Below are 11849 nucleotides of genomic sequence, written 5' to 3' on the forward strand. Positions count from 1 at the left end.
AAGCAAAGCATGAGTCGGCGCGGAAACTGCCATGACAACGCTGTAGTCGAGAGCTTTTTCCAACTACTCAAGCGGGAGCGGATCAAACGTAAAACCTATGCCAGCAGAGCAAAAGCAAGAGAAGATATCTTTGATTACATCGAAATGTTTTACAACCCGGTTAGACGCCATAGTTACAACAATGGGCTTTCTCCGGTAAGATTTGAACAGCAGTACCAAGCGAGGTTGGCAAGTGTCTAGGATATTGGTAGCGATTCAAGTATAGGCGCCGTAGGTATAAGATCCATCTGCATTAGGTGTGGCGGTATTAAGGTTAACAGTGGTGGTTGAAGATACTGTAGTGTTGGTCTGACTTGTGTTCGTTGTCGAATAGTTGGTTGATTGGGAGCTCGTTTGGGACCATGCGTAAGAAATCGCTGCTGACTCCGATGCAGATGCACTAGTGCTATCACCTGGCACACCACCAGTAACTGAGGTGGCGCAAGTTTCACTTAATGCAACGGTTTGTCCTTCTGCATTCGTGGTGGTGTTAGTAATGCCATTCGTGACTGATTCGGAAATAGTCGCACCCTCGCTATAAGTCAATGATTGGCTTTGAGTAGAACCCGGAATAAATATAAATTGAAGTGAGGAAGCGGCCACCTCAGTAGGGTTATTAGATGTTTGGGTTGCAGTGCTGAGATTAACGTTATAACTTCCAGCGGGTACTGGAACTGTCGTTATTGTCATTGTGGATGTGACGGGGAAATTGGTATCTATAGTTCCACTACCATTGCGCCCGTAAATACCATTCTCGAGATTAAAGCCAGGGTTCACGCTCGATGGATCATTAAATAAATTTTGCATGGCCTGAACATTTGATGCGGTCTGTACTGTTTCCGTCGCCATCGCCCCGAGTGGAACCTGGTTATAGAGTTGGGAGGCATCAACATATCCGTAAGAATAATTTATTGTGCCCTGCCCACCCAACGCCGAAGAATTCAAATACAAAATTTGCCCTAACAACCCAAAGGATGCTGCTGCGCCAATATTTAAAGTGCCCATATTGATAATTTCCTTAAAGAATTAAAAACGATTTTTAAAATAAAAGAATGAAAAAAATACAACTCACGTCATAGAAAGCAGGTCTTCCCTAACATTCGTAAATACACTACCCCAGTCATCTGGAATATTCTGTCTATACAGCTTTACTGTTGAGTACCACGGACTATCATTTCGGCCTAATAGCCAGCGCCAGTCAGGCATATAAGAAAGTATTAACCAAGTTTCTTTTCCTAACGAGCAACTCAAATGAGGAACGCTGGTGCAGGTGCTGATCACCAAGTCTACACACTGAATTAAATCTGCTGTATCACTAAAATGATTTAGTGCATCTCCAAAAAATTGAATTTGAGGATTTGCCGCCAAGATTTCTTTATCTGCTTTTTTAATTTCTTTTTGAAGGCAAATATACTCAAAACCTTTTTTCGGTAAAACTTCCAATAATTGTGCAAGAGTAATACTTCGAGCATGGTCTTTATTAAAATTAGAGACACTACTCCATACAAGACCTATGCGGGGCATACTTTTTTTACCTAATTTAGCTTGCCACCCTTTACTCCTCCAATGATTTCCGATAAATACTTGCGGTATTGGCGGGATGCTGTGAATTTCTGTTTTAAAAGCAAGCGGTAGTGATAGCAAGGGACATTGATAATCAAACGCAGGAAGCGCATCACCCTTAGCTACAACCCGACAAACCCCCTCAATATTTTTAAGCAAATTTACTAGAGGAGGCTGAACTTCTAAAATGACCGTGGCTCCAAGCTGGGCAGCCAGTGGAACGTAGCGACAAAACTGAATTGTGTCGCCTAAGCCTTGCTCAGCGTAAATTAAGATCGTCTTATCTTTCAAAGACTCCACGCCAAGCCACAGCGGTTTTTGAAAATACCTCTTATATTTAAAGGATTGGAGAGTTTTATTTTTCCAGCGCCATTCATAGCCTTGCCAACCATCCTTAAAATCACCTACTAATAAATTCAATAAAGATAAATTCCAATGCCCTTCAGCGTAATTTGGATTGATATCAATGGATTTATTAAAACTAGCACGAGCTTCATTTAAACGGCCAAGATTTTGTAGTGTGTTACCACGATTAGAGTAGGCCTGAGCGTAATCCGGCTTAATTTCGATGGCTTGATCGTAGTTATTCAGCGCCTCCTCTAAACGCCCTAGCTCTTGTAGGGCATTACCGCGGTTAGAGTAAGCCTCGGCATAATTTGTATTAATAATAATCGCTTGGTCGTAGCTGTCAACAGCCCCATCATAACGTCCAAGATTCGCCAAGGCATTACCGCGATTAGAGTAAGCTTCGGCGTAATTGGGATTAATGCTGATGGCTTTGTTGAAGCTGACAAGTGCTTCTTCAAAGCGCTCTAGCTCCATGTAGGCATTGCCGCGATTAGAGTAAGCTTCGGCGTAATTTGGATTAATGCTGATGGCTCTATCGTAACTGACCAGGGCCTCTTCATAACATTTAAGATGTTGTAAAACATTACCATGATTAGAGTAAGCTTCAGCGTAATTCGGATAAATTCTAATCGCTTGATTAAAACTAGATAGGGCCTCTTCGTAACACCTCAAATCCATGAAAACATTGCCGCGATTAGAGTAAGCTTCGGCATAATTTGGATTAATGCTGATGGCTTTGTTGAAACTTGCGAGTGCTTGCTGTAATCGTCCAAGCTGTTGTAGGGCATTACCACGATTAGAGTAAGCTTCGGCGTAATTTGGATTAATGCTAATAGCTTTTTCGTAACTGACTAGAGCCTCTTCTGAACGCTTTAGCTCTTTTAATGCGTTGCCGCAATTGGAGTGGGCTTCAGCATAGTCTGGCTTAAGGCGAATCGCTTTATCGTAACTGGCAACAGCCTCATCATAACGCTTAAGATCTGCCAATACATTACCTCGATTTGAGAAAGCTTCTGCAAAGTCGGGCTTGAGTTGTATAGCCCTATCGTAACTAGCTAGGGCCTCTTTTATCTGCCCTAGTTCTTTTAGTGCATTACCGCGGTTAGAGTAAGCAGGAGCGTAACTTGGATTAATTTGTAATGCTTTATTCAAAAACTCAACGGCTTTTACATACTGATTCGTCTGATTAAACAAAGCGCCCATAAGTTGCAAGGCATCAAAATAATTTGGCTGCATGACTATTACTCGCTCATAGATGGCCTGCGCTTCTGTGAACTTATATTGCTGATGCAACGCAAATCCCCGACTAAGTAACAAGGTCACGTGATTTTGTAAATGCGCTTCCCCGCCCAACTTCGAGGATTTACTTTGTAGGAGATTGGGTGGATGGGTCATAGCTCGACCTTAGCGTATCTCATCAACCATCACGAAGAATATATTTGACTTATCTGCACTTCCAGAAGAGGATAAGGATGATTCCTGCCAAAACTCAGAAATGCAGATGTAGCAAGAAGGACTGCTACCGTTTTAAGCTGATCACGCCATATATTGCTTAATATAATCTCAGTATCACCAATAGATGTATCGGTATTTGTCATAATTTTTTACTTTTATGTTACTAGCCACTAAATTGAACTTATTCTTTCATAAGATTGCTTATTTATTTGTCACAATTTGTAACAAACATTATTCCCAGCTAACAACTTAAAAAGGTGGCTGTAATAAAGTAGATTTTGATTATTCTTCGAAATTATGATCAAAATTACTTATTTTTTAAATCGCAACACCACTTTCCTGGTGCCTTCATCATCTATCTGGATAGCGAGCTCGGCCGAATGAACATCAGAGAGTCGGCGGATAATCGCGGTACCCAGACCGCTTTGACCTGAGCTACCAACCCATTGCAAGGCCTGAAATAAGGCAGAATTCGCTACAAGACTGTCACCTTGACTCGTAACAGATAGCCATACCCCACTACCATCTGATCCTGTTTCAACCAATATTGCCCCCTTACCATGTCGAAGGGCGTTATCAATGATGTTGTAAAGTATTCGGGTGAGAGCAATTGGCTTAAAGTGAGTTAGCTTTGTTTTTTGAATACTTAGAGTAATCGGTGCCTCAGCCCGAGCATACTTCGCAACAACTTCACTGATTAGCCTGCTAATGTCTCCCTCAATAAAAGGCTCTGATTTTTCAGCATCCAGTCTAGACAACTCTAAAAACTGATCCAGAATCATACGCATTTCCTCGATATCTTCCCGGAGACCCGCAGCAAGATGTGTATGACAAATTTCAGGAAACTCAATAGCAACACGCATCCGACTTAAAGGTGTTCGCATGTCATGCGCAATACCCGCTAAGAAACGTTCACGCTCGGCCTGCATTTGGTAAATCTCATCTTGCATTTGCTTTAGCGCGATTGCGAGCTCGGAAACCTCTGGTGGGGCCTTGGGCACTGATTTCATCACATCAATATTTTCCCCTCTACCAAGTTTTCTTGCAGCATTGGATAGCTGGAGTAAAGGGCGTCCGAATCGATTTGATACAACCCAAGCAGCTATGATGGTCAGCATAAAAATTAACATTATTACTAAGAGCATCACCAACTGGGTTTGTAAGCGTATGTTAAATGGAATGCCTATCGAAAAAGGATTTTCCTCTCGTAAAAACTGAAGCCATAAAATTCGATCCGGAATTTTGCTGTAACCAAGTTGTACGCGATCACCCCAAACTGAGCGAAGTTTGGACTCAATTACACCGAGTGCGGGATACGGCGGAGAGGGTACTAAGTTCGGTGGTGAACCAGGAATGACCATGATGTAGTCTTTTGAAACCCAGCGATCCTTTAGTACGCCCAGTCGATTTTGCTCGTGTGAGGATCGCTGCCGCTCCACGGCATCCGCTAAGCCCATAAAAACTGTCGTCAGACTACTGGCGGTGGGATGAACAATGAACACGTAATAAGACACTAATATTGCTGCCTGATTAAATGTAATCAGCAGCAGAAACCAAAACCAAATTTTCTGAAATAAGCCAACAGGCCTATGCGCAAAAATACTCATGCGCCCTTCTCCGTACTCACATCAGCAACAAATATATACCCCACCCCACGTAGTGTACGTATCATCCCACCTAGCGTTTCGCGGTCATCCAATCGTTTGCGAAGTCTGAATACCAACATATCAATTCCACGCTGATCTGGATGATGCTCCTTCGATGTCATGCGGGCCACTAACTGGTCACGCGAGATGGGCTTGCCTACCTCTGAGATTAGTAGACGCAGCAGAGCGAATTCTGCACCAGAAATATGTATATCTTCTCCATTTTTAGCTAAGGATTGTTTTTTTAAATCCAATACAAATCTTCCGAATTTATAAACTATCGACTCTGTTTCAAATAGAGAAAAGCCGGCAATACTTTGCCGTCTCAATACCGCACGTATACGCGCAACTAATTCACGGGGATTAAAAGGCTTTGTAAGATAATCATCGGCCCCAATTTCCAGCCCATAAATTCGATCTGAATCATCGCCACGAGCAGTCAACATAATGATAGGGGTAACAATTCCTGTATGGCGTAACTTACGGCAAATGGTAAGGCCATTTGCACCTGGTAAATTGATATCCAGAATAATTAAATGTGGATCTTTCTCATAAATAATTAGAAATGCCTCTTCACTATCGCCTGTAACACTCACATTAAAACCTTCTTGAGTGAGATAGGATGAAATCAAAGACCGCAAACGCTCATCATCATCAATAACTAATATTTGACATTGCGCGCTCACAGATTATTTAATCCGATACTATGGTGGGATTGAAAAAAAAGAATGTTCATCAAATCTAAATTGATGGATGTGGTAAGTCTAGTACTTCTTGTAACAATTTGTAACAGCAGTGAAAATAGCCTAAAGTCATTTTTACAAACGTGGTCTTACGCACTTAAACCACCGCACATATTAATTGCTAAAGAAAGCGCATAAATAATACGTCGACAAGTAAGGCTATAAGAAAAGGTTGCTTACTAGTATTTTGCCCCAAGCTACTTCCAGACACTAAATAGCTGTCTTAGATTGACTTTGTTTGCGTTAAATAGTGCCCAAACTGTTCAGTTAATGCGTGAGCCCCTGATTCGAGCCCAGGTCGAGGGACCAAGTACGTAAAAGGCCCAGAGAAATCTAGACCTTCTTGCTTATTGATGTAGCTTAATCCAGCCTCACAGGCAGATAGCGGCGATGAGACCAACAGACAGAAAATCCTTTACTCAGGAGTGAGCTAGAGGTAATTAATCAGACAATCACCATACGTAAGCTATCTATGTGTACAGGTTGTTTCAAAGTGAAGGATAGTTTTTTGAAGCAATAACAAACTTCGATAGATTAAAGTGAGGTTAACGCCAGGAAGTTAAGAATTGAGAGATATTGAGCGCTAAAAGTGCCAGTCTTTTTTGGTCCATTAGATGGTCCAGATATAAATCAAGGGCTATAAGCCCTTGATTTATATACTAACTTGGCGGAGCGGACGGGACTCGAACCCGCGACCCTCGGCGTGACAGGCCGATATTCTAACCAACTGAACTACCGCTCCAAGTACATCGCATGCTACTTGTGTCACTTCTTACTACTCACAACTAGCCAAAAATTTGGCGTCCCCAGGGGGATTCGAACCCCCGTACTCACCGTGAAAGGGTGATGTCCTAGGCCTCTAGACGATGGGGACCTGGACTACTGCTAAAACTAATGCTGCTATTTTAAATGCTTGGTGGAGATAAGCGGGATCGAACCGCTGACCTCTTGCATGCCATGCAAGCGCTCTCCCAGCTGAGCTATACCCCCGTAATCTCGCTAAAAATCTACAAGACACTCAAAACAATCCAAGATTTTATCCTATTTTTGTAGGAGGACGCAAATTCTGCCTTAGACGACCTTGGAGAGCCTTTCTACAGCTTCATCCTTACCCAAAACAACCAAGACAGAATCAATCGCTGGGGTCTGTGTTGTAGCAAATAAGGCGTAACGGACAGGCATTGCTAATGCTGGCATTTTGATCTGATGCTTGGCTAAAACTTCTTTAAAAGCTGCGCCATAGGCCGCTTTTGTATGCTCCGCAGATTTAATCGCCTCAATCAAATCTTTTAGAGCTGGAACGATTTCAGCTGGGATATTTGCAGCGATTTGTTCAGGATTGTGCGCTGGTGCCGGCAAGTAAAAAAGCTTTGCTCCCTCAGCGATTTCAATCAAGGTGTTTGCACGGTCTTTCAATAGTGCAACCACTTGAACAAAGTCCGGGCCCTTCTCTGTATCTATACCCAAGTCGTGCGCAAAAGGCTTAGTTGCTTCAGCAAGAACAGCTGGATCTGCATTCTGAATATATTGATGATTTAGCCAAAGCAATTTTTCAGGATTATGCTGTGCTGGTGATCTACCAAGGCTAGCCAAGTCAAACCAATTCACAAACTGCTCTTTAGTAAAGATCTCCGCATCACCATGAGACCATCCTAATCGTGCAAGGTAATTCAGAATGGCTTCGGGCAAGTACCCTGCTTTTTGGTAATCGCGAACACTCATGGCGCCATTGCGCTTACTCATTTTTTCGCCAGAGTCATTCAAGACTGTTGGCAAATGGGCATATACCGGCGGCGTACCACCGAGTGCCTTCATGATGTTAATTTGGCGAGGCGTGTTGTTCACGTGATCATCACCACGAATTACATGGGTAATGTTCATATCAAGATCATCCACCACAACGCAGAAGTTATAGGTTGGCGTTCCATCAGGACGAGCAATCACCAAATCATCTAACTCATCGTTGCTAATTTCAATCTTGCCTTTAACTGCATCTTCCCAGATAACGGATCCACCGATGGGATTCTTAAAGCGAATCACTGGCAAAACACCTTCTGGAACTTCTGGCAAAGTTTTGCCAGACTCTGGACGCCATTGGCCGTTATAGCGCGGCTTTTCCTTATTCGCCATCTGTTGGTCGCGCAGCTTATTGAGCTCTTCCTCGCTCATATAGCAAGGATAAGCAAGACCAGCATCTAGCATTTGCTTAACAACTTCGCGATAACGATCAATGCGTTGCATTTGATAGATTGGGCCTTCATCCAAATCTAGACCAAGCCAAGCCATACCTTCAATAATGACGTCGACCGCCTCCTGGGTAGAGCGCTCTACATCGGTATCCTCGATACGCAAAATGAAATCGCCTTTGTTGTGACGGGCAAAAGCCCATGGATACAAAGCGCTGCGAAGGTTGCCCAAGTGAATGAAGCCCGTTGGACTGGGGGCGAAACGTGTACGTATATGCATAAATGACATTATCTCAGGTCGGCCTAGGAATTCATCATTTAGCACCTGACCCTCAAAAAAGTGGATACTTTCACCTATGAACGAATTACTTGTATTTATGTGTGATGGCGCCCCAGTCCGCGGGGAAATTGTTTCTATTAGCAGCGCCTGGCAGGCCGTTTTAGAGCGCCGTAATGACCCCCCTGTGATTCGACGAATCCTGGGTGATTTCGTGGGCGCAGCGACGCTCTTAAGCGCCAGCCTCAAATTTGATGGGACTTTGATTATTCAAGCTCAAAGCAAAGGCCCTATCCAGCTTCTGGTGGTCGAATGCAAATCTGACCTGACAATGCGAGCCACGGTAAAGCTCTCTGTTGACGCAGCAAGCATTGATCCCGAAGCCACCCTTGGCGAGCTATTGGATGCGGACAATACGGGTCGACTGGTGATCACTCTCGATCCATCTGACCGTCAGCCCGGTCAACCGCCCTATCAAGGCATTGTGGCTCTTCAGGAGCACCGTGGCACGGTCATTAAGCCAGTAACTAGCGCTGCTGAGGCAATTGCTCTGTACATGCAAAATTCAGAGCAGTTAGATACCCGTATCTGGCTAGCATCAAACGATACTCATGTTGGTGGATTGCTTTTGCAGCGATTGCCTGATTCTGGTGGTCATGCCCACCTTGATCCTCAGTTAGCCGCTGAAGGGTGGACGAGAATTCAGACGCTTGGTGAAACCATCACCAATGAAGAGTTATTGACCCTATCCCCAGAAACTATCCTCCGCCGTCTCTTTTTAGAGGAATCCGCCGAAAGCGGTGTTCGCAGCTTTCCGGCTCGTCCTGTTCGTTTTGGCTGCCGCTGCTCCCGCGCTAAGGTAGCCGATGTCCTCAGAATGCTTGGTGAAGAGGAAGTTGAAAGCATCCTTGCAGAACAAGGTGCTGTAGAAACTGAGTGTGATTTTTGCGCTAAAGCTTATCGCTTTGATGCGGTTGATTGCAGGCAAGTATTTAAAACAGACTTGCTAGCTGATGCTACGAGACCACCATCTAGCGGTCATTAAGCGCTAATTATTGCTTGGTTGTTGCTGGCTTTTCGCCATCAGATGCGTTGGTGGCTGATTTTTCGGTTGGTAGAATTTGTACAAAGAACTCACCTTCCTTAATCATGCCGTGCTCAACACGAGCACGCTCTTCAATTGCGCGGGTACCGTCTTTTAAATCCTTAACATCACCAGTAAGTTTTGCATTGCGTAAGCTCAGCAAGCTATTTTTGGCCTGCTGTAACTCAAGCTGTTTCTCCATCTCGTAAACCTTAAGCCATCCACCCTTACCCAACCAAAGTGGGTACTGTATTGCGATAAGCAATAACAGCATAGAGTAGATGACAATCCGCATAAGAGATGAAGTTGCTACTAGTTAGCGTTTAAGGTTATAGAAAACAGATTTACCTGGATAAGTAGCTACATCACCCAAATCTTCTTCGATACGCAGCAGTTGGTTGTACTTTGCAATTCGATCAGAGCGAGACAGTGAACCCGCCTTAATCTGGCCGGCATTTGTGCCAACAGCAATATCAGCAATCGTGCTGTCTTCTGTTTCACCAGAGCGATGAGAGATGACTGCAGTGTAATTAGCACGCTTCGCCATTTCAATCGCAGCAAAGGTCTCTGTCAATGTACCAATTTGATTAATCTTAATGAGGATAGAGTTAGCAATGCCCTTCTCGATACCTTCTTTAAGAATGCGAGTGTTGGTAACAAAGAGGTCATCTCCAACTAATTGGATTTTCTTGCCTAATTTTTGAGTAATGTCTGCCCATCCATCCCAGTCACTCTCATGCATTCCATCTTCAATCGATACGATCGGGAATTGATCGGCTAAATTGCCGAGGTAGTCCGAGAACTCACTGGAAGTTAGTTGTAGACCTTCGCCTGATAAGTGGTACTTGCCATCTTTATAGAACTCACTAGCTGCACAGTCCAAAGCCAATAAGACATCTTCACCAGCTTGATACCCGGCACCTTCAATTGCCTTCATGATGGTCTGCAAGCACTCTTGATTGCTCTTGAAGTTCGGGGCAAAGCCACCCTCATCTCCAACAGTGGTTGGCATACCTTGCGCACCTAAAATTTTCTTCAACTCATGGAAAATTTCCGCGCCACAACGCAAGGCTTCACGGAAGCTTTGTGCGCCGACAGGCATCACCATAAATTCTTGAATATCCAGGCTGTTATTGGCATGCGCCCCACCATTAACGATATTCATCATTGGTACTGGCAATTGCATACCGCCAGATCCGCCAAAGTAGCGGTACAAAGGCAAGCCAGCTTCTTCTGCAGCGGCGCGCGCTACAGCCATAGAGACGGCTAAAGTTGCGTTAGCACCCAAGCGAGCCTTGTTATGAGTACCATCCAACTCAATTAAGGTGTGATCAAGGAAAGCTTGTTCACTAGCATCAAGACCTAAGATTGATTCAGCTATCTCGATGTTGATATTTTGAACCGCCTTAAGAGCGCCCTTACCTAGGTAGCGTGCTTTATCTCCATCGCGGAGCTCAATGGCTTCACGTGAACCTGTTGAAGCGCCAGATGGCACTGCAGCACGTCCCATAACGCCTGATTCAAGCAATACATCGCACTCAACCGTTGGGTTGCCGCGTGAATCTAAAACTTCTCTACCGATGATGTCAACAATGGCGCTCATGCACCTTCTCCTAAGTAAAAATGAATTTGGGGTGTTACTTAAAACTATCTTCTAAAAATGATCCGGGCTTCTTAACAACGGAATCAATTGCAAGCAAAGATTCCAGCAGTTCTTTCATGCGGTTTAGCGGCACAGCATTTGGACCATCAGAAAGCGCTTTAGCTGGATCTGGATGTGTCTCCATAAATAAGCCGCTGATACCAACTGCAACAGCAGCACGGGCCAGTACAGGAACAAATTCCCGTTGCCCACCACTCGCATTGCCTTGACCGCCAGGAAGTTGAACTGAATGGGTTGCATCAAAAACAACTGGCGCCTTTGCTTCACGCAAAATTGCCAAGCTACGCATATCTGAAACTAAGTTGTTGTAGCCAAAAGAAGCACCACGTTCACAAACCATAAATTGATCTGCTAGGTTCATTTCAGCGGCTGCTGCACGCGCTTTATCAATCACATTCAGCATTTCATGCGGGGATAGGAACTGACCCTTCTTAAAATTCACTGGCTTACCGCTTTGAGCGCAAGCTCGAATGAAGTCAGTTTGTCTGCATAAAAAGGCTGGCGTCTGAAGAACATCGACCACTTTTGATACAGGAGCAATTTCGCTGATGTCATGGATATCAGTCAAAACCGGTACGCCAATTTCACGTTTTACACGTGCCAGAATCTCTAGCCCCTTCTCCATGCCTAAGCCACGGAAGGAAGTCCCAGATGAGCGATTGGCTTTATCAAAAGATGACTTGTAGATAAATGGGATTCCTAGTGAGGCAGTAATCTCTTTAAGCTCACCAGCGATATCTAAAGCAGATTGCTCAGACTCAATAACGCAAGGACCCGCAATAAGAAAAAAACGGTGATCTAGGCCAACATCAAAACCACATAACTTAAAAGCACTCATAACGATC

Annotated in this window: 10 protein-coding genes and 3 tRNA genes; 2 read left to right on the forward strand and 11 right to left on the reverse strand. The window is 44.2% G+C overall.

Annotation, left to right across the window (positions count from 1 at the left end):
• A partial coding sequence (locus tag ICN30_RS00005) for an IS3 family transposase (protein WP_216272518.1) occupies positions 1-240 on the forward strand: 240 nt, incomplete at its 5' end.
• Between the two features lie 15 nt (positions 241-255).
• Here the strand turns inward: ICN30_RS00005 and ICN30_RS00010 are convergent.
• The 8 genes from ICN30_RS00010 to gltX form a co-directional block, all read right to left on the reverse strand.
• Positions 256-1044 carry a hypothetical protein gene (locus tag ICN30_RS00010; protein ID WP_216272519.1) on the reverse strand — a complete coding sequence of 263 codons (789 nt, stop codon included), beginning with the start codon at positions 1042-1044 and terminating at the stop codon, positions 256-258.
• A 63-nt stretch (positions 1045-1107) separates the two neighbouring features.
• The gene (locus ICN30_RS00015) at positions 1108-3273 is read right to left on the reverse strand and encodes a tetratricopeptide repeat protein (RefSeq protein ID WP_216272520.1); all 2166 of its coding nucleotides are present in this window, start codon (positions 3271-3273) and stop codon (positions 1108-1110) included.
• A gap of 443 nt (positions 3274-3716) precedes the next feature.
• Positions 3717-5012, reverse strand: a complete 1296-nt coding sequence (locus ICN30_RS00020) for a histidine kinase dimerization/phospho-acceptor domain-containing protein (protein WP_216272521.1) — start codon at positions 5010-5012, stop codon at positions 3717-3719.
• A complete protein-coding gene (locus ICN30_RS11715; RefSeq protein WP_216272522.1) occupies positions 5009-5737 on the reverse strand; it encodes a response regulator in 729 nt (242 codons plus the stop codon). The genes ICN30_RS00020 and ICN30_RS11715 overlap by 4 nt, the downstream gene beginning before the upstream one ends.
• Before the next feature lie 722 nt (positions 5738-6459).
• Positions 6460-6536 (reverse strand) — tRNA-Asp (locus ICN30_RS00030).
• A gap of 56 nt (positions 6537-6592) precedes the next feature.
• Positions 6593-6668: transfer RNA gene (locus tag ICN30_RS00035), tRNA-Glu, on the reverse strand.
• Between the two features lie 40 nt (positions 6669-6708).
• A tRNA-Ala gene (locus tag ICN30_RS00040) sits at positions 6709-6784 on the reverse strand.
• Between the two features lie 81 nt (positions 6785-6865).
• Entirely contained in the window at positions 6866-8269 is a 1404-nt protein-coding gene (gene gltX / locus ICN30_RS00045) for a glutamate--tRNA ligase (RefSeq protein WP_216272523.1), read from the reverse strand.
• Positions 8270-8336: 67 nt separating this feature from the next.
• On the opposite strand from gltX, the gene ICN30_RS00050 reads away from it, so the two are divergent.
• Positions 8337-9302 (forward strand): Hsp33 family molecular chaperone HslO, encoded by a 966-nt coding sequence (locus tag ICN30_RS00050; RefSeq protein ID WP_216272524.1) that lies wholly within the window; start codon positions 8337-8339, stop codon positions 9300-9302.
• A 7-nt stretch (positions 9303-9309) separates the two neighbouring features.
• On the opposite strand, the gene ftsB is transcribed toward ICN30_RS00050, so the two are convergent.
• Genes ftsB through kdsA form a run of 3 tightly spaced genes read right to left on the reverse strand, consistent with a single transcriptional unit; the run spans position 9310 to position 11842 of the window.
• On the reverse strand, positions 9310-9636 hold the full coding sequence (gene ftsB / locus ICN30_RS00055; RefSeq protein WP_216181412.1) for a cell division protein FtsB: 327 nt from the start codon (positions 9634-9636) through the stop codon (positions 9310-9312).
• A gap of 21 nt (positions 9637-9657) precedes the next feature.
• Positions 9658-10944 carry a phosphopyruvate hydratase gene (gene eno, locus ICN30_RS00060; RefSeq protein ID WP_216272525.1) on the reverse strand — a complete coding sequence of 429 codons (1287 nt, stop codon included), beginning with the start codon at positions 10942-10944 and terminating at the stop codon, positions 9658-9660.
• 34 nt (positions 10945-10978) lie between these two features.
• Positions 10979-11842, reverse strand: coding sequence for a 3-deoxy-8-phosphooctulonate synthase (gene kdsA, locus ICN30_RS00065; RefSeq protein WP_216272526.1), 864 nt, complete (start codon positions 11840-11842; stop codon positions 10979-10981).
• Positions 11843-11849: the final 7 nt, after the last annotated feature.

This window comes from Polynucleobacter sp. 31A-FELB (assembly GCF_018882405.1).
GTDB lineage: Bacteria > Pseudomonadota > Gammaproteobacteria > Burkholderiales > Burkholderiaceae > Polynucleobacter.

Bases quoted from the DNA above. Each gene is read 5' to 3' on its own strand.
- ICN30_RS00010 (WP_216272519.1), bottom strand. From the start codon at position 1,044: ATGGGCACTTTAAATATTGGCGCAGCAGCATCCTTTGGGTTGTTAGGG.
- ICN30_RS00020 (WP_216272521.1), bottom strand. From the start codon at position 5,012: ATGAGTATTTTTGCGCATAGGCCTGTTGGCTTATTTCAGAAAATTTGG.
- gltX (WP_216272523.1), bottom strand. From the start codon at position 8,269: ATGTCATTTATGCATATACGTACACGTTTCGCCCCCAGTCCAACGGGC.
- ICN30_RS00050 (WP_216272524.1), top strand. From the start codon at position 8,337: ATGAACGAATTACTTGTATTTATGTGTGATGGCGCCCCAGTCCGCGGG.
- ftsB (WP_216181412.1), bottom strand. From the start codon at position 9,636: ATGCGGATTGTCATCTACTCTATGCTGTTATTGCTTATCGCAATACAG.
- eno (WP_216272525.1), bottom strand. From the start codon at position 10,944: ATGAGCGCCATTGTTGACATCATCGGTAGAGAAGTTTTAGATTCACGC.
- kdsA (WP_216272526.1), bottom strand. From the start codon at position 11,842: ATGAGTGCTTTTAAGTTATGTGGTTTTGATGTTGGCCTAGATCACCGT.